General features: G+C 54.2%; 22 protein-coding genes and 2 tRNA genes. 17 read left to right on the top strand and 7 right to left on the bottom strand.

Annotated elements, in window-relative coordinates:
• Nucleotides 1–39: 39 nt before the first annotated feature.
• Nucleotides 40–435, top strand: coding sequence for an RNA-binding S4 domain-containing protein (locus JDW22_RS03845; protein WP_200521778.1), 396 nt, complete (start codon nt 40–42; stop codon nt 433–435).
• A gap of 259 nt (nt 436–694) precedes the next feature.
• Here the strand turns inward: JDW22_RS03845 and JDW22_RS03840 are convergent, their stop codons facing one another.
• Entirely contained in the window at nt 695–4,006 is a 3,312-nt protein-coding gene (locus tag JDW22_RS03840) for a DUF2339 domain-containing protein (RefSeq protein WP_200521777.1), read from the bottom strand.
• Between the two features lie 205 nt (nt 4,007–4,211).
• On the opposite strand from JDW22_RS03840, the gene JDW22_RS03835 reads away from it, so the two are divergent.
• From JDW22_RS03835 to JDW22_RS03820, 4 genes are all read left to right on the top strand, one after another.
• On the top strand, nt 4,212–4,385 hold the full coding sequence (locus JDW22_RS03835) for a hypothetical protein (RefSeq protein WP_200521776.1): 174 nt from the start codon (nt 4,212–4,214) through the stop codon (nt 4,383–4,385).
• A 33-nt stretch (nt 4,386–4,418) separates the two neighbouring features.
• Nucleotides 4,419–5,453: a dihydroorotase gene (gene pyrC, locus JDW22_RS03830; RefSeq protein ID WP_200521775.1), complete on the top strand. Its 1,035-nt coding sequence runs from the start codon at nt 4,419–4,421 to the stop codon at nt 5,451–5,453.
• Nucleotides 5,454–5,574: 121 nt separating this feature from the next.
• Nucleotides 5,575–6,789: a pyridoxal phosphate-dependent aminotransferase gene (locus JDW22_RS03825; protein WP_200521774.1), complete on the top strand. Its 1,215-nt coding sequence runs from the start codon at nt 5,575–5,577 to the stop codon at nt 6,787–6,789.
• Nucleotides 6,790–6,917: 128 nt separating this feature from the next.
• Nucleotides 6,918–7,058, top strand: coding sequence for an entericidin A/B family lipoprotein (locus tag JDW22_RS03820; RefSeq protein ID WP_200521773.1), 141 nt, complete (start codon nt 6,918–6,920; stop codon nt 7,056–7,058).
• Nucleotides 7,059–7,262: 204 nt separating this feature from the next.
• Here the strand turns inward: JDW22_RS03820 and recO are convergent, their stop codons facing one another.
• Nucleotides 7,263–8,006 carry a DNA repair protein RecO gene (gene recO, locus JDW22_RS03815; protein ID WP_407929577.1) on the bottom strand — a complete coding sequence of 248 codons (744 nt, stop codon included), beginning with the start codon at nt 8,004–8,006 and terminating at the stop codon, nt 7,263–7,265.
• A gap of 268 nt (nt 8,007–8,274) precedes the next feature.
• On the opposite strand from recO, the gene JDW22_RS03810 reads away from it, so the two are divergent.
• The 11 genes from JDW22_RS03810 (at nt 8,275) to JDW22_RS03760 (ending at nt 17,125) form a co-directional block, all read left to right on the top strand.
• The gene (locus JDW22_RS03810; protein WP_200521771.1) at nt 8,275–9,537 is read left to right on the top strand and encodes a lipoprotein-releasing ABC transporter permease subunit; all 1,263 of its coding nucleotides are present in this window, start codon (nt 8,275–8,277) and stop codon (nt 9,535–9,537) included.
• Nucleotides 9,530–10,219 (top strand): lipoprotein-releasing ABC transporter ATP-binding protein LolD, encoded by a 690-nt coding sequence (gene lolD / locus JDW22_RS03805; protein ID WP_003794493.1) that lies wholly within the window; start codon nt 9,530–9,532, stop codon nt 10,217–10,219. The genes JDW22_RS03810 and lolD overlap by 8 nt, the downstream gene beginning before the upstream one ends.
• A gap of 95 nt (nt 10,220–10,314) precedes the next feature.
• Nucleotides 10,315–10,390: transfer RNA gene (locus JDW22_RS03800), tRNA-Thr, on the top strand.
• A gap of 17 nt (nt 10,391–10,407) precedes the next feature.
• Nucleotides 10,408–10,483 (top strand) — tRNA-Thr (locus tag JDW22_RS03795).
• A gap of 209 nt (nt 10,484–10,692) precedes the next feature.
• Nucleotides 10,693–12,378 carry a type IV-A pilus assembly ATPase PilB gene (pilB, locus tag JDW22_RS03790; RefSeq protein ID WP_200521770.1) on the top strand — a complete coding sequence of 562 codons (1,686 nt, stop codon included), beginning with the start codon at nt 10,693–10,695 and terminating at the stop codon, nt 12,376–12,378.
• A gap of 23 nt (nt 12,379–12,401) precedes the next feature.
• Nucleotides 12,402–13,685, top strand: a complete 1,284-nt coding sequence (locus tag JDW22_RS03785) for a type II secretion system F family protein (protein WP_003794498.1) — start codon at nt 12,402–12,404, stop codon at nt 13,683–13,685.
• 10 nt (nt 13,686–13,695) lie between these two features.
• Nucleotides 13,696–14,529: a prepilin peptidase gene (locus JDW22_RS03780; RefSeq protein WP_200521769.1), complete on the top strand. Its 834-nt coding sequence runs from the start codon at nt 13,696–13,698 to the stop codon at nt 14,527–14,529.
• 1 nt (nt 14,530) lies between these two features.
• A complete protein-coding gene (coaE, locus tag JDW22_RS03775; protein WP_200521768.1) occupies nt 14,531–15,139 on the top strand; it encodes a dephospho-CoA kinase in 609 nt (202 codons plus the stop codon).
• Between the two features lie 40 nt (nt 15,140–15,179).
• Complete coding sequence (gene zapD, locus JDW22_RS03770) at nt 15,180–15,941, top strand: cell division protein ZapD (protein WP_200521767.1); 762 nt, start codon at nt 15,180–15,182, stop codon at nt 15,939–15,941.
• Nucleotides 15,942–15,967: 26 nt separating this feature from the next.
• Nucleotides 15,968–16,444 (top strand): nicotinamide-nucleotide amidase, encoded by a 477-nt coding sequence (gene pncC, locus JDW22_RS03765; RefSeq protein ID WP_003794506.1) that lies wholly within the window; start codon nt 15,968–15,970, stop codon nt 16,442–16,444.
• Nucleotides 16,445–16,504: 60 nt separating this feature from the next.
• On the top strand, nt 16,505–17,125 hold the full coding sequence (locus JDW22_RS03760) for an L-threonylcarbamoyladenylate synthase (protein ID WP_200521766.1): 621 nt from the start codon (nt 16,505–16,507) through the stop codon (nt 17,123–17,125).
• Between the two features lie 73 nt (nt 17,126–17,198).
• Here the strand turns inward: JDW22_RS03760 and JDW22_RS03755 are convergent, their stop codons facing one another.
• The 5 genes from JDW22_RS03755 to gdhA form a co-directional block, all read right to left on the bottom strand.
• Nucleotides 17,199–17,645, bottom strand: coding sequence for an META domain-containing protein (locus tag JDW22_RS03755; protein WP_200521765.1), 447 nt, complete (start codon nt 17,643–17,645; stop codon nt 17,199–17,201).
• Between the two features lie 60 nt (nt 17,646–17,705).
• The gene (locus JDW22_RS03750) at nt 17,706–18,710 is read right to left on the bottom strand and encodes a hypothetical protein (RefSeq protein ID WP_235964724.1); all 1,005 of its coding nucleotides are present in this window, start codon (nt 18,708–18,710) and stop codon (nt 17,706–17,708) included.
• Between the two features lie 88 nt (nt 18,711–18,798).
• Nucleotides 18,799–20,130 carry a UDP-N-acetylmuramoyl-L-alanine--D-glutamate ligase gene (gene murD / locus JDW22_RS03745; RefSeq protein ID WP_200521764.1) on the bottom strand — a complete coding sequence of 444 codons (1,332 nt, stop codon included), beginning with the start codon at nt 20,128–20,130 and terminating at the stop codon, nt 18,799–18,801.
• A complete protein-coding gene (locus JDW22_RS03740; protein WP_200521763.1) occupies nt 20,127–20,969 on the bottom strand; it encodes a hypothetical protein in 843 nt (280 codons plus the stop codon). Before JDW22_RS03740 ends, murD begins: the two co-directional genes overlap by 4 nt.
• A gap of 114 nt (nt 20,970–21,083) precedes the next feature.
• The gene (gdhA, locus tag JDW22_RS03735; protein ID WP_200521762.1) at nt 21,084–22,424 is read right to left on the bottom strand and encodes an NADP-specific glutamate dehydrogenase; all 1,341 of its coding nucleotides are present in this window, start codon (nt 22,422–22,424) and stop codon (nt 21,084–21,086) included.
• 259 nt (nt 22,425–22,683) lie between these two features.
• On the opposite strand from gdhA, the gene JDW22_RS03730 reads away from it, so the two are divergent.
• Nucleotides 22,684–24,000 carry a replication-associated recombination protein A gene (locus tag JDW22_RS03730; RefSeq protein ID WP_200521761.1) on the top strand — a complete coding sequence of 439 codons (1,317 nt, stop codon included), beginning with the start codon at nt 22,684–22,686 and terminating at the stop codon, nt 23,998–24,000.
• Nucleotides 24,001–24,171: the final 171 nt, after the last annotated feature.

Raw genomic sequence — 24,171 nt, 5'->3', positions numbered from 1 at the left:
TGGTAAAATATGCCCGTTTAATGCAACAAGGACACCGTGATGAAACAACCCCCCGCCACCATGCGCCTAGACAAATGGCTTTGGGCCGCCCGCTTTTTTAAAACACGCTCTCTCGCGCAAAAACAAATTGAACTCAACCGTGTCAGCGTAAACGGCGCAAAAGCCAAAACCAGCAAATACATCACAGTCGGCGACGTGATTGATTTAACGCTGAACTCGCTGCCCTACAAGCTCACCGTGCTCGCGCTCAACGAACAACGCCGCCCCGCGCCCGAAGCGCGTTTGCTGTACCAAGAAGACGAAGCCACCGCGCAAAACCGCGAAGTGCAAAAACTGCTAGACCAAGCCAGCCGCATCACCGCCGCCTACCCCGACGGCCGCCCCACCAAACGCGACCGCCGCCAGCTGGACAAAATGAAGCGGGATAGTTGGTAACGCCGCCACCGCCCGCCAAGCAAGTTAAGGCAGCCTGAAACGCAGTAAACGGTTTCAGGCTGCCTATTGTTCACAAAGCTAAACAGGGCAGGGCGCAGCAACAGGCGTAGGGTGTGCAGCTTTGCTGCGCACGCGGGTTGCTTAAATGGAACGACAACGGCTCATCGTCAAGATGCTAAATCAAGCCAGCCATGCCAACATTTCGCCCAATCGTTTTCAGGCTGCCTCATCCCCCACCCCAAGCCAGCCCGCAACCAACCTACCCCTCTTCATCCCCCTCCCCACCCTTCGGCGGCATCGGCGCAAACCAGCCCACCAGCAGCAGCAACACCCCCACCACAATAAATGACACAATCCGCGCCACGCCGCCACTGTTGCCCAGTTCCACCAAAAACAGTTTGCCCACCACCACGCCCATCAGTCCCGCGCCCGTAAACCACAGCGGTCGCGCCGCCTGTTGGTTGCCGCGCACCATCAAACCGATCGCCAGCAACGCCCACACAATCGACAAGCTCGCCTGCAAGCCGAACGAAGCCAGCAAATCGCGCAGCCGCCAAGCCACGCCGCCATATTCGTGCCACACGCGCATCACCAGCGCGCTCACCGCAAACAACGCCAACGTCGAAGGCAGCGCAATCTGCACCTTTTTTGCATCGGGGTCGTGTTCGGGCAGCCATGCGCCGCACCAACGCCACGCCTGCCACACAATCGCCGCCGTTGCTAATTCCAGCGGGTTCAGCAGCGGCAGATAAGGCAGCCCGCTGGCGCGCGGCGCAGACCAGTTTGCCCACAGCAGCCAAGCCAGCGCAAACACCACCGCCGCCATGCTGCCCCACCGCCAATACACCGTGCGCGGCTGCAAACGCGGATGATTGCGCCACGCGGTAAACGCCGTCCACAGCAGCATCGGCACCGCCAGCCAAGCCAGCTGCGCCCACACGCCATCCGCGTATCGCCCGCCCAGCTTGCCCAGCCAAGCCGTCCACGCCGCGCCGAACACCGCTAGCGCAATGCCGTGCCACGCCGCGCTGCGCCGCAGCTTTTCAGGCTGCCAAGTCATCGCCCGCAGCGACAGCACCGTCATCATCGCCAAAGTCAGCGTATGGGCAACGGGCGCATCCATTTGCTCATCCCCCACATTCAACAGCAGCCCCGCATACGCCCAGCCCGCCACCGCGCACGTTTGCAAACCCTGCGTCCATCTGCCCCCGCGCGAAACCGCCAGCAGCGGCAGCCACACCAGCCACCACGTTATCCAAAAATAAGCCAACGAGCGCGTAAACGGCAACAGCGCCCACGCCCCGCCCATCGCCAGCAGCGCGGCAAACGGCAGCAACGCCCAGCCTGCCAACGTATTCAGCGTAACCTCGTTTTCAGGCTGCCAACGGCTGCGGTGCAGCAAAAATGCCGCCGCCAACGCCAACACCGCCGCCGTTAATTGCAAACCGCCATTGTTGCCATCCGCCGCCAACAGCATCCCCCACGCGCCCGTGCCCGCCGCAAACAGCGATACCACCTTGTTCTGCCGACGAAACTGCGCTGCCGCCAACGCCAGCGCGTAAGCCGCCATCGCATACGCCGTGCCCGTTGCGCCCCAAAGCATCATCGGCAACGCCACCGCGTTTGCCAACGCCAACGCCTGCACGGCAGCCTGAAAACCGTTTTCCCACGCCGCCAGCTTTTCAGGCTGCCTAAACCATGTCCACGCCATCGCCGCGCTGCCGCCCATCAGCCACAGCGTGCCAGCAACAGAACCGCCCATCAGCGTTTCACTGCCGCGCGGGAACAACTGCCAGTCGCCCAACTGCGCCACCGCCGCCAACACAAACACCGCCAACGCCGCCAAGCGCGTGTGCGGCTGGCGCAGCTTCATGCCAAACGCATACACCAACGCCGCCTCCAACGCCCACGCGCTCGCCGTCCACACGCCATCCAGCCCCAGCGGCACCGCCAGCGTAACAAACAGCAGCGCCAACGCCGCAAACGCCTGTTTCATCACGGCAAAATCATCATCCTGCCGCGCAAACCACAACGCAAAGACGGCATACACCGCCGCAAAGCCCAGCGCCGAAACCGCCGTCGCGTGTTGCCAATGCGCCACCATCTGATATTGCATGGAAAACGCTGCCACCGCCGTGCCAAACAGCAACGTGCTGTCCAAGCCGCGAATATGGCTGGCATAGACGGCAAACGTTGCCATGATGCGTTCCAGCGGCGCATCGTTCGGAATGCGTTTCAGGCTGCCTGACAACGGCTGCTGCGCCAAAGTCCGCCGCGCGAAAAAGCACGCCACCGCCGTGTACAGCAGCCAGTGATACAGCAAAAACGGCTCGGTTGTCGCAAAATGCGCCGCCGTGTAATCGCGCAGCCCCCAAGACAGCGCGATGGCAAACGTGCCCGCAAAGCCCGTGATGTTCAGCCCGCGCCACGCCTTGTGCCACGCAATCCACGCCACCGCCGTGTTGAGCAACGCCAAATAACTAAACAAAACCAAATAGTTGCCCGAGCCATCCGACGTTAAAACCGGCGCAGCCAAGCCGCCCACCAGCGCAAATTGCGCCATGATTTTGGCATCGCGCCGCACTGCCAACGCCGCCATCAACGCCACCGCGCTCAGCATCGCGGCAAACACCATCGGCGCGGGTGCAATGCGGTGCAGCTTCAACGCCGCCAGCGCGGTTAAATACATCACGCCAAAGCCAAACCCTTGCAGCACCAAGCCGTATTCGCGGTTCTTGGTGTGCAATTTTTCGCCCGCCAACGCCGCCGCAATCCCCGCGCCAAACACGGCTAAATATTTGAACCACAACGGCAAATGGCTGCCCACATAGCGCAGCAAAAACGCCAAGCCGAAAAACAGCACCACCACGCCGATTTTCAACAGCGGATTGCCGCGCACAAACCACGCGATAAGCGGGTTGGGGGCGGCTTCGGCTTCATTGTTTTGCCAAGCGGTTTCAGGCTGCCGATGGGGCAGGGGGGATTGAGATTTTTTGCGAACAGGCGTTTGGGCGGCGGTTGCCGTTTCAGGCTGCCGATGGGCGGCGGAAGCGGGTTGCGCCGTAGATTGAGAAAGGGACGGGGCGACGGCGGGGCGGTTATCCAACGTGTCTAAATTGAATTCGTCGTCTTGATTTTCAGGCTGCCCAAGGGCGGCGGGCGCGTGAACGGTTGGTTGAATAGTTTGCTGAACGGTTGGTTGAACGGCAACCGGCGCAGGCTGCGTTTCAGGCTGCCTTGCGGTTTGCCGCGGCACGGCTAAATGGTTTTCAGGCTGCTCATTTTCAGGCTGCCTAAGGGGTTCGCGCGTGATGGCGTTTTCAGGCTGCCGCAACAAAGCCTGAATGGTTTGGTTTTGCTGATTGATGCGCTGGTGCAAAATGTCCAGCTCGTTTTGTAAATCGCGCAGCTTGTTGTCTTGCTGCTTGCGCGCTTGCTCGTGTTGGTTGTCGCGCATCCGATTTTGCAGCCACACCGCGCATAAAATCAAAAAGGCGGTTACGCCCGAATGAAAATCGGCCGCTTGGCCCACAACCAGCGCGGGCAACACCGTGAACAACAAGAAATTCATAGCAAACCGCCTGTTCTTTTTGTTGATGCGAATGAAGCGCAATTATAGCCGCAAGCACAGGAGTTCGGCAGCCTGCGTAGCGCAGCGGAGTTGCGAAGCTAAAACCAGAAATGCCGTGTGTGAATTTAGCTAAGATTGCCGCCTGCGCGGGAATGACGGCGGGTGGAGATATCGGGCGTTTTACAAAGATTTCAGGCTGCCTCAAATGGCGTGGCGACGGCTCGTCGCCAAAATGCCGAATAAATCAAGCCAAGCCAATCATCCCGCAATACGCTTTTCAGGCTGCCTTGCGCAAACGAAATCCCGCCAACAAGCCCCGCACAAATTGTTAAAATCGCATCCGTCCCCCAGCCGCCCCAAACCCCAAAAGGCAGCCTGAAATCCCCAAAATCCACTCGTCAAAGGAACGCCCATGCAAACCCTTACCCTTATCCAACCCGACGACCTCCACGTCCACTTCCGCGACGGCGCAGCCTTGCAATCCGTCGTGCCGCACACCGCCCGCCAAATGGCGCGCGCGCTGGTGATGCCGAACCTTAAACCGCCCGTTACCACAGTAGAACAAGCGCTTGCCTACCGCGCCCGAATTCAGGCTGCCGTGCCGCAGGGCAATCCGTTTGAGCCGCTGATGTCGCTCTATCTCACCGACCACGCCACGCCCGAGCTGGTGCGCCAAGCCAAAGCCGCAGGCATCGTCGCCTTCAAGCTCTACCCCGCAGGCGCAACCACCAATTCCGACAGCGGCGTAACCGACCTGTTCAAGCTCTTGCCCGTGTTGCACGAAATGGCGGCGCAAAACATCCTGCTGCTGGCGCACGGCGAAGTAACCGACCCCGCCATTGATATTTTTGACCGCGAAGCCGCCTTTATCGAGCGCGTGATGCAGCCCGTGATGGCGCAAGTGCCGCAGCTCAAAATCGTGTTTGAACACATTACCACCGCCGAAGCGGCGAAACTGGTGAGCCAAGCGGGCGACAACATCGCCGCCACGGTAACCCCGCAGCATCTGATGTACAACCGCAACCACCTGCTGGTGGGCGGCGTGCGCCCGCATTTTTACTGCCTGCCGATTATCAAGCGCGAAAGCCACCGCCAAGCGCTGATTGCCGCCGTAACGGGCGCGGCATCGCACAAATTCTTCTTGGGCACCGATTCTGCCCCCCATGCCCAAACCGCCAAGGAAAACGCCTGCGGCTGCGCGGGGATGTTCAGCGCGGCGCACGCCATCGAGCTTTACGCGCAAATTTTTGAAGACGCAGGCGCGTTGCACAAGCTGGAAGCCTTTGCCGCCCGAAACGGCGCGCGCTTTTACGGGCTGCCTGAAAACACCCGCACCATCACGCTGGAAAAACGCGAACAGCGCGTACCCGACAGCTTCGCCTTCGGCGATGCGCGCGTGGTGCCGATGTGCGCGGGCGAAATCCTGCGCTGGACGCTGGCGGCATAGCCCCAAGGCAGCCTGAAAACGGATAAGCGCGTTTCAGGCTGCTGTTTGAAGCATCTTTCCAAGCCATGCAAAACCGAGTACATTCATCTTTTCCTTAACCCCTCTTAACGAAAGCGCCATCATGGAACACTTCCCCAAATCCCACCGCTTAGAAAACGTCCGCTACGAAATCCGCGGCCCCGTGTTGCAAGAAGCCATGAAAATGGAAGAAGCAGGGCACCAAATCATCAAGCTCAACATTGGCAACCCCGCGCCCTTCGGCTTCGAAGCCCCCGACGAAATTGTGATGGACATCATCCGCAACCTGCCCACCTCGCAAGGCTATTGCGACAGTAAAGGGCTGTATTCCGCCCGCAAAGCCATCGTGCAATATTACCAATCGCATGGCATCCGCAATTTAGACGTAAACGACGTGTATATCGGCAACGGCGTGTCCGAGCTTATTTTGATGACCATGCAGGCCTTGCTCAACGACGGCGATGAAATCCTGATTCCCGCGCCCGACTATCCGCTGTGGACAGCCGCCGCCACGCTGTCGGGCGGCAACGTGCGCCATTATCTGTGCGACGAATCATCCGACTGGTTTCCCGACATTGCCGACATCAAAGCCAAAATCACCGAAAAAACCAAAGCCATCGTCATCATCAACCCCAACAACCCCACCGGCGCGGTATACAGCCAAGCCGTGCTGGAAGAAATCGCCGAAATCGCCCGCCAACACAGCCTGATGATTTTCGCCGACGAAATCTACGAAAAAATCGTGTACGACGGCGCAATCCACCACCACATGGCAGCCGTTGCACCCGACGTGTTCTGCGTAACCTTCAACGGCTTGTCCAAAGCCTACCGCGTGGCGGGCTTCCGCCAAGGCTGGATGATACTCACGGGCAACAAAAAAGCCGCCGCGGGCTTTATCGACGGGCTGAACACCCTTTCTTCCATGCGGCTCTGCGCCAACACCCCCATGCAGCACGGCATCCAAGCCGCATTGGGCGGCTACCAAAGCATCGACGAGCTTATCGTTCCCGGCGGGCGGCTCTACGACCAAAGCATCATCGCCGCCGAAATGCTCAACGACATCGACGGCGTAAGCTGCGTGCGCCCCAAAGGCTCGCTCTACGTTTTCCCCAAGCTGGACATTCAAAAATTCAACATCCGCGACGACGTGCAATTTGCCCGCGATTTTCTCGCGCAGGAAAAAGTGCTCATCGTGCAAGGCACGGGCTTCAACTGGATACGCCCCGACCACTTCCGCGTGGTTACCTTGCCGCACCAAAGCCAAATTGAAGAAGCGATTGAACGCCTTGCCCGCTTCCTGCACGGCTATCGGCAATAAGCGTTTTCAGGCTGCCTAGGCGCGGGCGGTGCGCTTGCCAAGCCAAAGTGATTGCGTGGGCGCGGTAAAAAGCAGTATGATAGCGGCGCAGCGCTTGCTGTATAAATCCATTCTTAGGGAGACTAACCATGAAAAAACTCGTACTCATCGCCATCACATCCATGCTTGCCCTTTCCGCTTGCAACACCATTTCAGGCGCAGGCAAAGACGTGAGCGCAGCAGGCAACGCCGTAAGCCATGCCGCTCAGGATGTGAAAGACAAAATGTAAGACATTCGGCAGTTCGCAAAAACAAAACCGCCCAAGTTTATCGCTTGGGCGGTTTTGTATTGCATGGCTGCGGCATGATTGCTTTCAGGCTGCCTTTGCAAAACCCGCAACCAATGGAGCGTCGGCGGCTCGCCGACATGATTGCAACAAGTTCCATGTGATGAACGCACGATGATGGGTATTCAATGACAAGCCATCGCCGTTTCAGGCTGCCTTCAACCCCCGCTTCAACCCATTCAGCTGCTGCAACACCTTGCGGCTGTGCAGTTCGTCAGGCAGCTTGAAATCCAACAGCAGGCGCGTTGCCGCCCGCGCGCTCGCCCAATCCACCGCCGCGCGTTCATCGCCCGCGCCCAACGCCAGCAACACATCGCCGCGCACCAGCACCGCATCGCCCCAGCCGTCCGCGTCGCCATCGCCCACCGCTTGCACCGCCGTTTCAGGCTGCACCGCATACCAGCCCTCCGCCGCCACGCGCCGCCCATCCGCATCGCGCGCCCAATCAGGCGCAAAGCCCAGCAGCGTGAGCAAGCGCCATTCAAAGCAACGCAGCGCGCTGGCAAAATGCGGCGCGGTGCAAATTGCCCGCAACACATCGTGCAGCGCCGTAAACAATTCAGGCTGCCCATCCTCCCGCGCGGTCAGTTTCAACACCAATTCGTTCACATACAGCGCGCTCATCAGCCGCTGCCCGACCGGCTGCGCCCAACCGCCGCGCCATTCCGCCCGATGCACCGTTTTCAATTCCTCCTTGCCGAACCACGAAGCCGAAATCGGCACAAACGGCAGCAGCACCCCGCGCAGTTCCGAACCGCGCGTCCGTGCACTGCGCGCCAGCAGCGACACGCGCCCGAAATCGCGGCTGAACGCTTCCACGCGCAAGCTGTTTTCGCGCCACGGCAACGCCGTCAGCAAAAAAATCGGTTGATGATTCACGCGGCCAGACATACCCAAACCTGTTGCAACAAAAGCGCGGATTATAGTTGAGGCAGCCTGAAAACGGAAAACGATGTAGGCAGGTGCATAGAGCGGCATGGCAAGCGGTAACGAAACAGGCAGCCTGAAAACGCCAAGCAGTTTTTCAGGCTGCCTATCCGCTCCCGCCATTCAACAAACATCCCACGCATAAGCCTTCTGAAAATTCCTTAACATTTTTAATGATACAATCGCCCCCTTTTCATCCCCACCAACCCCAGCAAAGGCAGCCTGAAAACAAATGGCATCACTAGAAATATGGATTGGCTTGCGCTACCTACGCGCCAAAAAACGCAGCGGCTTCATGTCGTTTATCTCCGCAATCTCCATCGTGGGCATCGCGCTTGGCGTGATTGCCCTGATTACCGTCTTATCCGTGGTCAACGGCTTTCAAAAAGAAATTCGCGGGCAACTGCTCAACATCGCCCCACACGCCATGGTGAGCTATCTGCCCAGCGAAACCGATGCCGCCAGCGCGCCCACATGGCAGCAATTGCAAACCCAGCTTGCCAACAAAACCGAAATCATCGCCACCGCCCCCCTGTTATCAGGGCAAGCCCTGCTGGCGAACGCAGGCGAAGTGCGCGGCGTGCAACTGGATGGCATCCTGCCAGAGCAAGAGCGCAAAGTGGTGGATTACGCCAACAACCTAGAAGCAGGCAGCCTGAACGACCTCAAACCCGACGAATTTAACATCATTCTTGGCTCCGCCCTAGCTAAAACACTAGACGTAACCATCGGCAACAAAGTAACCGTCATCACCCCCGAAGGCAACGTAACCCCCGCAGGCGTAGCTCCACGGCTCAAACAGTTCAACGTAGTTGGCATTGTGAAAACAGGCGTAGAAGATGCCGACAACGTTAAAGCATTGATTCACCTAGAAGATGCCAAAAAACTCTATCGCCAAGACGAAAGCAGCGTGCTGTTGCGCCTGCGCCTTGCCGACCCGCAAAACGCCCCCGCCGTGATGCAACGGCTTATCCCCGAAAACCAGCGCAACACCATCTGGGTGCAAGATTGGACAGATAACAACCGCAGCTATTTTTCCGCCGTAGAAATGGAAAAACGGATGCTTTCCCTGCTGCTTACCTGCATCATTATTGTTGCCGCGTTTAACCTTGTCTCCTCGCTAGTGATGGCCGTAACCGAAAAACAATCCGACATTGCCATCCTGCGTACGCTCGGTTTGTCGCCACGCGGCGTGATGAAAATCTTTGTGGTGCAAGGCATGGTGGCAGGCATACTCGGCACGCTATTCGGGCTGGTTTTCGGCTTGCTGCTGGCGTGGAAAATCGGCAGCATCATCAAATGGATAGAAATGCAAACAGGCACGCATCTCATCTCCGCCAAAGTCTATTTTATTGACTACCTGCCCAGCGACATCCAAGCCCCCGATGTCATCACCGTTGTCCTGATTTCGCTGCTTTTATCCTTTCTTGCCACGCTCTACCCAAGCTGGCGCGCCGCCCGAACCCAACCTGCAGAAGCCCTACGCTATGAATAAGCCCATTATAGAAGCCCAACACATCGCCAAAACCTACCACGACGGCGCGCTCAACGTTGAAGTGCTGCGCGACCTCAATTTCAGCATCAACGAAAACGAAAGCGTGAGCATTATCGGCGCATCAGGCAGCGGCAAATCCACCCTGCTGCACATTCTAGGCGGATTAGACAAACCCGATTCAGGCAGCCTGAAAATCATCGGGCAAGACCTCAAAACACTCAGCCAAGCCAAACTCGGCGCATTGCGTAACCAAAATCTAGGCTTTGTGTACCAATTCCACCACCTGCTTGCCGAGTTCACCGCGCTGGAAAACGTGATGATGCCGCTGCTTATCGGGAAAACACCCCGCAAGGAAGCAGAAGCCCGCGCCACAGCCATGCTGGAAAAAGTTGGTCTTGCCCAGCGCATCCAGCACCGCCCAGCCGAGCTATCAGGCGGTGAACGACAACGCGCCGCCATCGCCCGCGCCCTTGTTAATCATCCCAAATGCCTGCTCGCCGACGAGCCCACAGGCAATCTAGACCGCAAAAATGCACGGCTCGTGCTAGACCTGATGCTGGAACTGCAAGCCGAGCTGGGCACAGCACTCATCGTCGTTACCCACGACGACGAACTCGCCCAACGCTTCAACCGCGTGCTCACCGTGCAAGATGGGGGCGTTTTCCCCTTTCAGGCAGCCTGAAAATAATTTATCAATAAAAAACAAAACTCTGATTGCCACGCCCCGTTCAATACTTGTCAAACTTAAAAATAGCCGTATAATGTGCGTCTTTCCGTGCCGGTGTAGCTCAGTTGGTAGAGCACCTGACTTGTAATCAGGGGGTCGCGAGTTCGATTCCTGCCGCCGGCACCACAATTCACTCCTTTAACGCCGGTGTAGCTCAGTTGGTAGAGCACCTGACTTGTAATCAGGGGGTCGCGAGTTCGATTCCTGCCGCCGGCACCAAATAAAAAAGCAGCTAAATTTAGCTGCTTTTTTTCATTTGTCGCACAAATAAAACGCTTTTCCCTAAAAAACTTTACATTTGCTAAGATAAAGCAACACTTAAAGCGAGATTTGGTATAATTGCCCGAGAAATTTTACAGTTTAATGCGCAAGGCAGCCCAAGATTTTCAGGCTGTCTAATTAAGCATAAAGAATAAACAGGAAGCAGTATGAGTATTGGTTTATTGCGTATTTTGGTACAGCAAAAACTTGTTCCACAAGAGAATATTGAAAAATATCAAGCAGCCGTAAAAGCAGAAAAACCCGTTATGCCCTTGCTTTTTGGCGACAAAGTCATTACGCCAGAATCGTTGGCAGAATTATGCGCCCGCTTGTTTAATTACCCTGTTTTGGATTTGAATTACTATCCGCGCAGCCGCGTAATTAAAGACGTGATGACATCGGAACAAATGAAAGAATTTCGTTGCATCCCATTGTTGAAGCGCGGACGTTCTTTGTATGTGGGCGTTTCCGACCCCACGCAAATCCAAAATGTGCAAAAACTGGCGTTTGCATCAGGCTTGCAAGTTGAGCTGGTGGTGGTGCGCGATGACCAATTAACCAATGTGTTGGACTGGTTTGGTCAAAGCAACAACGAATTGTTAAAAGAAATGGACGTTGCTGCCACGCAACTGGAAAACGGTCAAGCTCCCGCCATGATTGTGGATGGCGTGGAAGAAGAAGATGGGCCTGTTGCGCGGTTTATTCAAAAAATTCTGGCCGATGCGGTTCAATCAGGCGCATCCGATATTCACTTTGAATTTTACGAATTTATGGCGCGTGTTCGCTTTCGTGCCGACGGGCAGTTGCGCGAGGTGGTGCAACCACCGCTTTCTGTGCGCAACCAGCTGGCATCGCGTATCAAAGTGATGGCAAAAATGGATATTTCCGAAAAGCGTGTTCCACAAGACGGTCGTATCCAATTGCAATTTTCCAAAAACGCCAAAGCCATTGACTTTCGTGTGAACACCATGCCCTGCTTGTTTGGTGAAAAAGTGGTGATGCGTATTTTGAACTCAGACGCGGCTAGCTTGAATATTGACCAATTGGGCTTTGAAGACTTCCAAAAAGAACTGATTATGGAAGCCATCAATCGCCCATACGGCATGGTGTTGGTAACAGGACCAACAGGTTCGGGTAAGACGGTATCGCTTTATACTTGCTTAAATATTCTCAATACCGAAGATATCAATATTTCCACCGCAGAAGACCCCGCCGAGATTAACTTACCAGGGATTAACCAAGTAAACGTAAATGATAAGCAAGGCTTAACGTTTGAAGCGGCACTAAAAGCATTCCTGCGGCAAGACCCGGATGTTATCATGATTGGTGAGATTCGTGATTTGGGCACGGCGGATATTGCGATTAAAGCGGCACAAACGGGGCACATGGTGTTCTCAACCTTGCATACCAATAATGCACCCGCAACATTGTCTCGTATGCTCAATATGGGGGTTGCGCCTTTTAATATTGCCAGTGCGGTAAACTTGATTATGGCGCAACGCTTGGCGCGTCGTTTGTGCGTGGCGTGTAAACAACCGATGGAGCGTCCGCCCAAAGAAGCATTATTGGATGTGGGGTTTACGGAAGAAGATTTGGCAAAAGAATGGACTATGTATCGCCCTGTTGGTTGCGATGCTTGCAAAGGCAAGGGTTATAAAGGGCGTGCTGGTTTATATGAAGTGATGCCGATGACCGAAAAAATGAAAGAAATCATTATGAAGGGCGGTACGGAAGTAGATATTGCCAACATTGCCTACGAAGAAGGATTGGTGGATTTGCGTCGTTCTGGATTGTTGAAAGTTATGCAAGGCATTACTTCGTTAGAGGAAGTAATCGCAACAACAAATGAATAATTGTCTAAATTGAAGGAATTATTATGGCATCTCTAGCAAAACCTGCTAAAAAAGCAGCTCCTAAGAAATTAGTAGCAAAAAAGCCTGCTGCAAATGTTAAGAAAGTAGAAAAAGGCAATCGCTATCAGTTTGAAGGAAAAAGTCTACAAAGTGATTCGATTGTGCGCGGTGAGGTGGTGGCGAAAACAGAAGATGAAGCACGTCAGAAATTAGCCCGCCGCCAAATCAAAATCATCCAACTGACAAAAATGAAAAAACAACGCCAGAAGAAGATTACTTCTGCGGATATTGCAGTGTTTACACGTCAGTTATCTACTATGATGAAAGCGGGTTTGCCGCTGATGCAAGCATTTGATATTGTGGCGAAAGGTCATTCTAATGCAGCAATGACCAATTTGCTGCTGGATGTAAAAAATAGCGTTGAGCAAGGTAATTCCTTGGCAAGTTCTTTTTCACAACATCCTAAATATTTTGATAAATTTTATTGCAACTTGGTTGCTGCTGGCGAAGCGGGTGGTGTATTGGAAGGTTTGCTAGATAAATTAGCAACCTATATGGAAAAAACGCAAGCCATTAAGAAAAAAGTAAAAAGTGCGCTCACTTATCCGATTGCTGTGATTGTGGTGGCGATTGTTTTAATCTTGGTCATGATGATGTTTGTATTGCCATCCTTTAAGAAAATTTATGAGGGACTTGGTGCAGAATTACCAGGTTTGACGCAATGGATGATGAATTTGTCTGATTTTTTTGTAACTCAAGGATGGATAATTATTCCAATATTGATTGGTGCGATAGTTGGCTTAGTTCAATTTCATAAACGTTCTCCTGCATTCCAAAAACGAGTAGATGGATGGTTATTAAAAATGCCGATTTTTGGTGAAATTGTACGCAAAGCAACAGTTGCACGTTGGGCGCGTACAACAGCAACTCTGTTTACTGCGGGTGTGCCGTTGGTTGAAGTGTTGGATTCTGTTGCGGGCGCATCAGGCAATATTATCTACGAAGAAGCTACTTATGAAATCCGCGGTAAAGTAAATCAAGGTATTTCGCTCACATCTGGTATGCAAGCATCGGGCGTTTTTCCTAACATGGTGGTGCAGATGGCATCCATTGGTGAAGAATCAGGTGCGCTGGACGATATGTTAAATAAAGTGGCTGAATTCTATGAAGATGAGGTGGATGCGGCAGTAGCGACACTTTCATCCTTAATGGAACCCATCATCATGGTTGTTTTAGGCGGTATCGTAGGTGTAATTTTGATTGCGATGTATCTGCCATTATTCAGCATTGGTGATGCAATCGGTTAAGGAATAAACATTGGATATTATTATTGTCTTTGCTGTTATCTTTGGTCTAGCAGTTGGCAGTTTTCTCAATGTGGTCATTTATCGCTTGCCCGTGTGGCTGAATAATACGTGGACACGGGCAGCGAGAGAACATTTGGAACTGGAAGCTATTGAGCAGCCGACTTTCAACTTAATTACGCCGCCATCGCGTTGCGAAAATTGCGGGGCTGGCGTTAAGCCTTGGCAAAATATTCCTGTGATTAGTTGGTTGATTTTGCGTGGTAAATGCTATTCTTGTCATACACCGATTAGTATCCGCTATCCCTTGGTGGAATTGTTAACGGGCGTGTTGTTTGGGCTGATGGCATGGCAATATGGCTATTCGCTGGAAACCATCGGCGCGTGTGTGTTTACGGCATATGTGATTGCGATGACGTTTATTGATGCGGATACGCAATTATTGCCTGACGAGCTGACCTTGCCATTGATATGGTTCGGGTTGCTGTTTAACTTGAAAACAGGTTTTGTGTCATTGGAACAAGCAGTTATCGGTGCAATGGTGGGCTATATGAGCCTGTGGACATTGTATTGGGCATTTAAGCTGCTCACAGGCAAAGAGGGCATGGGCTATGGCGACTTCAAATTGCTGGCGGCAATCGGAGCGTGGCTGGGTGTTGCTGTTATACCGATTACCTTACTTGTTGCTTCGTTTGTGGGCATTGCGGCGTTTTTGGTCAAACGCATTGCGCGAAATACGCCGATGGCATTTGGTCCATGCTTGGCAATTGCGGGTTGGTTTGTGTTTTTATTTCACGGCTCGGTGGGCGATTTTGTGCGCTGGTGGCTGATGAAATCAGGCTTTTAAGATGACTGTTTGGATTGGACTAACAGGTGGAATCGGTAGTGGCAAAAGTCAAGTCGCTGCCGATTTTTCTGCTTTGGGCGTGCCGCGAATTGATGCAGATGCGATTTCGCGGCAGCTGACGCAAACAGCGGGCAGTATGGCATTGCAGCAGATTTGCCACCGGTTTGGTGATGATGTGCTCACGGTTTCAGGCTGCCTCAATCGTGCGTATATGCGCGAACGGGTGTTTGCGGACGTGCAGGCAAAGGCTCAGTTAGAGGCGATTTTGCATCCGCTGATTTTTGCGGAAATTGAGCGGCAGCAACAGGATTTTCAGGCTGCCTATGGTGTGGTGGAAATTCCGACTTTGGTGGAACATCCTATTTTTCAATCGCTTGTGGAACGGATTTTAGTGGTTACTTGCCCTGAAAATATTCGTGTGCAGCGTGTGATGACGCGCAATGGTTTGACAGAAGCCACTGTTCGCGCCATTATGGCTACCCAAGCGAGCGATGAGGCGCGTTTGCGTGTTGCGGATGATGTGATTGCCAATACAGGCAGTCTGCAAGATTTGCAGCAGGCGGTCGAGATGCAGCATCGCGCGTATTTAGCGTTGTTTCAGGCTGCCTGAAACGATGTTTTGCCAGTGAAACACAAGGAAAATCATATAGATGTTGAATTTTGACCACCCATTGACCGAGCGCGTTCGCAGCTTGATTCGCATTGAGCATTTGTTCAACCGCTTCAACCATGCCACCTCTGGCGATGATAAATGGTCGCACCATATTGCGTTGAGCACGTTGTTTGAGATTATGGAAAGCTCGTCGCGTGCGGAATTGAAGTTGGATATTTTGCAGGAGCTGGAACGCCAGCGGCAAAGTGAAAAATATCAAAATGATGTGCCGATGTTGGAGCGTTTAAACCAAACGGCGCAGAATTTGCAGGAAGTGCAGCAAAAATTTGGGCAGCATATTCGCGAAAATGAATGGCTGATGGCGGTGAAACAGCGCATATTGGTGGCGGGGGGGACCACGCCTGTTGAGCTGCCGAGTTATTATTTTTGGCAAAAGGTGGATGCGAGAAAACGCAGGCAGGATTTGCAGCGTTGGAGCCAATTTATGATGCCGACGTATCATGCCGTGCATTTGCTGCTGGAAATTTTGCGCAGCAATCAAATTGTTGTGCAATGCCATGCTGAGGCGGGGCATTATGAACACAGCAAAATGGAGCAAAACATTCATTTGCTGACAATTGAAATTCCGCAAAGTTTGGGGGCGTTGCCCGAGGTGTCGGCGAATAAGTATTTCACGCATATTCGTTTTGTGCGGGCGAGCCAAGAAGGGATGCGGGGCGAGGTTATCCCGCATGATATTGATTTTAAAATGATTGTGTGCAGTTTTGATGGTGATTCTGCCATACGGCAGGCAGCCTGAAAACGGCGTTGCGAACCGAGAACATCATGACACGACTTGAATACATCGCATCTGAATTGATTGCGCGTAAACAAAAAATTACCTGTGCCGAATCGTGCACAGGCGGGCTGCTGGCGGCGGAATTGACCAGCATTGCGGGCAGCTCGGCGTTTTTTGAGCGCGCGTATATCACATATTCCAACCAAGCCAAGGAGCAGCTGGTGAATGTGAACAGCGATACGCTGCGGCATTATGGTGCGGTGAGCGAGGAGGTGGTGCGCGAGATGGCGTTGGGCGCGTTGATTGCGGCGAAAAGCGATTATGCGTTGAGCATTTCAGGCATTGCGGGCCCTGATGGCGGCACGGCGGATAAGCCTGTGGGCACGGTGTGGTTTGGCTTTGCTACCAAGCAGCGCATTTGGGCGAAGCAGTATCATTTTAAGGGCGACCGCAAAATGGTGCGCGAACAGGCGGTGCAGTATGCGCTGGCGATTTTGGAACATTATTTAAAAACAACGAAATAGTTTTTCAGGCTGCCTAATATGTAAAGGCAGCCTGAAAACATTTTTTTTAAGGAATAAGCCATGTCTCAATTTTTTGCTATTCATCCCGAAAACCCGCAAGAACGGTTGATTAAACAGGCGGTGGAGATTGTGCGCAAGGGTGGGGTGATTGTGTATCCCACCGATTCGTGTTACGCGATTGGCTGCGCGCTGGGCGATAAGACGGCGATGGAGCGAATTTTGGCGATTCGCAAGATTGATTTGAAGCATCATTTAACGCTGATGTGCGCGGATTTGAGCGATTTGGGCACATACGCCAAGGTGGACAATAGCCAGTTTCGCCAACTGAAAGCGGCGACCCCCGGTAGTTATACGTTTATTTTGCAGGCGACCAAGGAAGTGCCCAATCGCACGCTGCATCCGAAGCGCAAAACGATTGGGCTACGCGTGCCTGATAATGCGATTGCGCTGGCGTTGCTGAAAGAATTGGGTGAGCCGATGTTGAGCAGCACGCTGATGCTGCCCGAGGATGATGAACCACTGACCGACCCGTATGAAATCCGCGACCGTTTGGAACATGCGGTGGATTTGGTGATTGACGGCGGCTGGTGCGGCACGGAGCCGACCACGGTGATTGATATGACGGATGGGGTGGAATTGGTGCGGCAGGGCAAGGGGGATGCGGGGTTGTTTGGGTTGTGATGGGATGAGCTGAACGATAAAAGGCAGCCTGAAAATGGGTTTAACCGTTTTCAGGCTGCCTTTTATAGGCGGACTACTGCGCAGGCGCGAATTTTATTTGCACGCCGTTTTTACCGCGCAAAATCAGCGTTTGCCCATTTACTTCATAGCGCGACACGCGCTTCATGGCGGTGGCGAACGCATCTTCTAGCTGATTGTTTTCGCACAGCATGATGGTGGAAGTCATCTCGCCCAGTTTCAGGCTGCCTGATGTGGCTTGGGCATGGAAGTTCATGTGGTTGCAGCCCATGTAGGCATAGGCGTTGGGCAGTTTTGTCCAATCCATTTTGGCGTTGGCGGGGATGTCGCCTTTAAAGCCGCTTAATTCGGTTAAGTGCCACACTTGGTGGATGGATGCGGGCGCAGCCGATTGCACGGCGGGCGCGGCTTGGGCTGGCGTGGCGGGCTTGGACTGTGCGGTGCTGTTGCACGCGGCGAGCAGCAAGGTTGCGCTGAATAATGTCATGGTTTTGGTTAGCATGATGTTTCTCCTTATTGATTGATGCTTTCAGGCAGCCTGAAAGCGGTGGGTTGAAATTTTTTACATCACTTTTTTCAACTGTTCTATTAAGCCAGTTAGCGTAGCGAAGGTGAGTTGATACATACTGCTTAGTGATTTGGCTTGCGCTTCATTTATGTTAGTAACCAACAGAATAAAATTGTCAGCAGGAATATTCAAGCGTTTTCTTAAATTCAAATATTTATCTAAATTTTGACGGTATTCTCCTGTTTTGCATTCAATCACAATGAGCTGTTTATTTTTTGGTAAAAATAACACGTCCAATTCGTGCAAATCTTCGTTGGTAAAACGAATTTTCGCGCTACGGGCGCAAGAGAAGTTGTAATTTTTACCATATTGTTTAGCTAGGGTAAGTATTTCGTTGAGTGCAAACCATTCTAACCATGTACCGTTAAAAAATTGACGAATGGGTGTTGCGGCTTGCAGTTTTAGGTGTATCAACTTGTCTTGTTTTTGGTAGGTATAACGAGAAAATAATGTATGGCTATAAAATTCACGACAGATGTTGTTGATTTGTTGCGCTTCTTTTTGACTGTATTTTTTTAAGTCTAGGTTTAAGCCACTATGGTTATTACGGTAGTTCCACGCAATTTTGTTGAGAATATCTTGGAATATGGCGAAGTTTTTGCCAATCTTTGCAGCAGCTTCGTCAAAATAACCACTCATATCTATGGCAGCGCAATCAAATTCGGGAGTAATTTGTTTATTTTTAAACCAATCAGTTAGCGGCTGGTGCTGCTCAATATTAGCAAGAATATTGGTGTCGGATAGTTTTACATTGTCCAAAGGGTTGCTTTGATTGTATTCCTGCGTTTGTTGCTGTTCGGTTGGTTCTTTATCTTGATTTTTCAAGACATTGAGTTCACGCACAGCGCTTGCCCAACGGTCAATAATGTGTTGGATAAATGGCGCAGTCTCGTACACCGTTACATCTTGCCCGCAGTTGGCACATTTTGTTGGCGGCATACTGCGATGAATAATGTGTTCACTAATGAATTTGCAATGATTACAACGATATACACCCATTTGGTATTTCCTTATTTAGTTGAGAAATTAGTGTGATTGAAGTTCGGACATCATAAAGTTAAACCTGTTTTCAGGCTGCCTCAAAGATTTACAGCTGCTCAAACGCTTCTTTAAACACTTGCGCGCGATGGGCGTAGCCTTTGAACATATCGTAGCTGGCGCAGGCGGGGGAAAGCAGCACAATGTCGCCTGCTTGTGCGGCGGCGTGGGCGGCGGCAACGGCTTGTGGCAGCGTGTCGCAGAACTGATACGGCACGTTACGCGCGGCGAGTTCGGCGGCGATTTTGGGCGCGTCCACGCCAATCAGGAACACGGCGCGGGCTTTGTCTTGCAACACGGCGGCAAGCGAGGCGAAGTCTTGCCCTTTGCCTTGCCCGCCTGCGATAAGCACGATTTTTTGCGGCAGCCCTGCAATGGCGGCAACGGTTGCGCCCACGTTGGTACCTTTGCTGTCATCAATGTACGCAATGCCGTCTTTTTCGCCGATTTTTTCTACGCGGTGGGGCAAGCCTTGGAAGGTTTGGATGTGTTGAACCAGCTCGCTGCGCGGGATGCCGATGGCTTCGCATAGGGCGATGGCGGCGAGCGCGTTGGCGGTGTTGTGGCTGCCTTGCAATGGGATTTGGCTTTGTACCATCAAGTCGCTATCTTGTTGTTTCAGGCTGCCTGAAACGGAGTCCAGCCAATAATCGGCGGATTGCGCGAGCGAGAAATAACGGGTTTGCTGCGCGGGGCGGTGCATGGCGCGGCAGAAAAGGTCGTCGGCGTTGAGGATTTGCGTGCGGCAGCCGTTGAAGATTTGGTCTTTGGTGCGGGCGTAGTCCAGCAGGTCGTCGTAGCGGTTGAGATGGTCTTCGGAGATGTTGAGGCAGGCGGCGGCGGCGGCGGCAAGGCAGGGCGTGGTTTCCAGTTGGAAGCTGGATAGTTCCAGCACCCACACATCGGCGCTTTTGCCTTGCCGTTGCAGCCATGCGTCTAACACGGGCGTGCCGATGTTGCCCGCGACAACGGTATCCAAGCCGCTTTGTTGGCAAAGATGCCCGACCAGGCTGGTGGTGGTGGTTTTGCCGTTGCTGCCGGTGATGGCGATGATTTGGTCGCGTTGGTGGCGCAGCAGGTCGGCAAGGATGGCAACATCGCCTGTTACCACGCCGCCGCGTTGTTCAAATTCGCGGATTTCAGGCTGCCTGCGGCTGATGCCGGGGCTGAGGATAAGCATGGTTCGGTCTGCCAACGCGGTTTTCAGGCTGCCTGAAAGGGCGGGGAAGCGGGGGAACAGCGCGGCGAGTTCGGCTTGGCGCTCGGCGGTGAGGTTTTCATCGTAGGCGGCGACTTGGCTTGCGCCGATGTGGTCAAGATAGCGGAGGATGGAGATGCCTGTGCTACCCAGCCCTGCCACGAGGATTTTTTGATTGTTCATTTGGTGCCTCTTGTGCGTTCGTATGAAATTACGCCTGCTTCGCCTGTGGGCATTTCTTCCATGCCCAGCTCTTCTTTGATGCTGCGCGGTTTTTCGCGCTTGGCGGGCGCGGGCGGTTCGGTTTCCTGAGGGGCGAGCTCTTGTTCGGCGGGGGCGATGCGCGGCTCGTCGGATTCGTTTGCGTTGCGCTCGTTTTCAGGCTGCGTGGGCGGTTTGGGTGGGGCTGCGGGCACGTCGTCGGGGCTGGGCACTTGGGTGAGCCATTTGCCCGCGCTGCTTTGCGAATAGGCAATGTCGCTTTGCGCTTCGTCGCTTACGCCGACGATTTGGGCGAGGATTTTGCGCGTTTTGGCAGCCTGAACCGCCTCGCTGCGCCATGTTACGCCGTCGGCCGGCACGCCGAGCACCACTTTGCCGCCCGCTTCCAGCGGGGTGTCGAGCGTGATGGGGATGCTTTTGCTTTCGGCTACGGCTTGGTTGCCATCGTTGATGTAGAGCGCGAGATTGATGTAAACGGTGGAAACGGTGAATTTGCCTTTGTTGGTGAGCGATACGCGGATATTCGGCTCGCCGGCGGCATAGGAAAAATCGCCCGCTTGGATGACCACATCTTCGCCTGTGCTGACGGAATCGTTTGCATCGCTGGCGGGCAAGGGCAGCAGCGGCGCGGAGGCTTCTAGGCTGATTTCGGGCAGGGCAACGGGCGAGGCGGTGTTTTGGATGCCCGCCGCGCCCTCGCTCACGGCTTGGATGAAGCGGTAGCCGCCGTAGCCCATTGCGCCGAACAGCACAACGGCGATAGCGGCGACGACTTTGGTGTAAACGGATTTTTCTGCCATGTTGGACTCGCTTTCAGGCTGCGTGGGAAAAGGGGATTTTAACAAACGCAAAGGCAGCCTGAAACCCGATTTCTGGGTTTTCAGGCTGCCTATTTGTTTGCAGGATGCTGCCGGTTATACCACCCCTTGCGCCAACATGGCATCGGCGACTTTGCGGAAGCCCGCGATGTTCGCGCCGTTCACATAGTTCACATAGCCGTCGGCGGCGGCGCCGTTTTCCACGCAGTTTTCATGGATGTTCGCCATGATGTCAAACAGGCGTTTGTCCACTTCTTCCGCGCTCCACGACAAGCGGATGGCGTTTTGGCTCATTTCCAAGCCCGATGTTGCCACGCCGCCTGCGTTGGACGCTTTGCCCGGCGCGTAGAGAATTTTGGCTTGGATAAACGCTTCCACCGCACCCAAAGTGGAGGGCATGTTCGCGCCTTCGGCAACGCATTGCACGCCGTTTGCCAGCAGGGTTTTGGCAGCGGCTTCGTCCAATTCGTTTTGGGTGGCGCAAGGCAGCGCGATGTCGCAGGGCACGCCCCACGGTTTTTGGTCGGCGAAGTATGCCAAGCCTTGTTCTTTGGCATACACCGACAGGCGTTCGCGGCGTTCGTTTTTCAGTTCCAGCAGCGCGGCAACGTGCACTTCGGTCATGCCGCTGTCGGGGAATTTCACAAAGCCGTTGGAATCGGACACGGTGAGCACTTTTGCGCCCAGTTGGATGGCTTTTTCGCAGGCGTATTGGGCAACGTTGCCGCTGCCTGAAATCACCACACGCTTGCCGGCAAACTGCTCGCCGCGTGTGTGCAGCATGGATTGGGCGAAATACACGCAGCCGTAGCCCGTGGCTTCGGGGCGAATCAGGCTGCCGCCGTATGCCAAGCCTTTGCCGGTGAGCACGGAAGCAAATTCGTTGCGCACGCGTTTGTATTGCCCAAACAGGAAGCCGATTTCGCGCCCGCCCACGCCGATGTCGCCTGCGGGCACGTCCAAATCTGCGCCGATGTGGCGGGAAAGCTCGGTCATAAAGGCTTGGCAAAAGCGCATCACTTCGGCATCGGATTTGCCTTTGGGGTCAAAATCGGAACCGCCTTTGCCGCCGCCCATGGGCAGGGTGGTGAGCGCATTTTTGAACACTTGCTCAAAGGCGAGGAATTTCAACACGCCCAAATCCACGGTGGGGTGAAAGCGCAAGCCGCCTTTGTAGGGCCCGATGGCGGAGTTCATTTGCACGCGGTAGCCGCGGTTTACCTGCACGTTGCCCTTGTCGTCCACCCAAGACACGCGGAACATCACCACGCGCTCGGGCTCGACGATGCGTTCCAGCAAGCCTTGCTGGGTGTATTTGGGGTTCTTTTCCAAAAACGGTTTCAGGCTGCCAAACACTTCTTCAACGGCTTGGTGGAACACGGCTTGATTGGGGTCGCGTTGTTTAATTGTTTGAAATAGCGTATTTAAATCGCTCATCGAGGTCTCCTTACTAGCAGGGTTGGAAAAGCTGCCACTATACTAGCGTTTAAAATTGTTTGCAATTTTTAACGATATGCTTACATTTGTTGATGATGTTGCGCGGCAGGGGCGGGCGCGGCAAAGGCAGCCTGAAAACGGGCAGCGCAGGCATCAAGCGATGCGCCGCGCTGCCTGTCGCTTATCGTTTTCAGGCTGCCTAACCTTGCCGCCCGCAATGTTAAAATAGCCGCTTTCAACCCAAAGGCAGCCTGAAACCATGTCTGACTTATTCTCCCAAGCCCCCAGCGCCCCGCTTGCCGAACGGCTGCGCCCGCACACGCTTGCCGAAGTGCTCGGGCAGGAACACCTGACGGGCGCGGGCAAGCCGCTTGCCGTTGCGCTGGCGAGCGGCGAGCCGCATTCGATGATTTTGTGGGGCAGCGCGGGCATCGGCAAAACCACGCTGGCGCGGATTGTGGCGCAGGGGTTTGACGCGCAGTTTCTGCCGATTTCCGCCGTGTTTTCGGGCGTGAAAGATATCCGCGAAGCCATCACCCAAGCCGAAATGGCGTGGCAGCGCGGCAAGCGCACCATTTTGTTTGTGGACGAAGTGCACCGCTTCAACAAAGCCCAGCAGGATGCCTTTTTGCCGCACGTTGAAAGCGGGCTGATTACCTTTATCGGCGCCACCACCGAAAACCCCTCGTTTGAAGTGAACGCCGCGCTGCTCTCACGCGCCCAAGTCTATACGCTCAAACCGCTCAACCCCGAATCGCTCGCCCAACTGTGCGACAAGGTTTTCAGGCTGCCTGAAAACGCCACCGTGCGCATCGCGCCCGAAGCGCAAACGCTGATTATCCAACACGCCGACGGCGATGCGCGGCGATTGCTCAACACGCTGGAACAAATCATCCGCGCCGCGCACACACAAAACATCGCCGAAATCGGCAGCGAGCTGGTGGCGCAAACGCTGGGCAGCCAGCTGCGGCGGTTTGATAAAGGCGGCGAAGCGTTTTACAACCAAATCTCCGCCCTGCACAAATCGGTGCGCGGCTCGCATCCCAACGCCGCGCTGTATTGGTTCACCCGCATGCTCGACGGCGGCGCCGACCCGCGCTACCTCGCCCGCCGCATCGTGCGCATGGCGTGGGAAGACATCGGGCTTGCCGACCCGCGCGCCATGCAAATCGCCAACGATGCGGCGGCGACTTTTGAACGGCTGGGCAGCCCCGAGGGCGAATTGGCGTTGGCGCAGGCGGTGCTGTATCTGGCGGCGGCAGCAAAGTCCAACGCAGGCTACACCGCGTTTAACCAAATGCGCCAGTTTGTGCGCGAACACGGCAGCGCAGCCGTGCCCGTGCATCTGTGCAACGCGCCCACCAAGCTGATGAAAGAACTGGGCTACGGGCGCGACTACCGCTACGCCCACGACGAACCCCATGCCTACGCCGCAGGCGAAAGCTATATGCCCGACGGCATGGACGAGCCCGATTTTTATCAGCCGACGAATAGGGGCTTGGAGATTAAGATTGCGGAGAAACTGGCTTGGCTGCGCGGGTTGGATGAAGCGGCGCAGGGCGAAGATGGCGAATAAACGTTTTAGCTTCGCAGAAGCTCGTAAACTCGCTTTCAGGCTGCCTTTGTTGGTTGAGGCAGCCTGAAAAAGGAGAACGCGATGAAACGAAAACCAAACCATGACGACACAGACCCGCTGTATCTGCGGGTTGTGCTGTTTTTATGCGGCTTAACGGTGGGCTGAGGGCTT

It is taken from the genome of Kingella bonacorsii, from assembly GCF_016623605.1.
Classification (GTDB): Bacteria; Pseudomonadota; Gammaproteobacteria; order Burkholderiales; family Neisseriaceae; genus Kingella_B; species Kingella_B oralis.
This window is presented reverse-complemented; position numbering and strand designations above follow the sequence as displayed.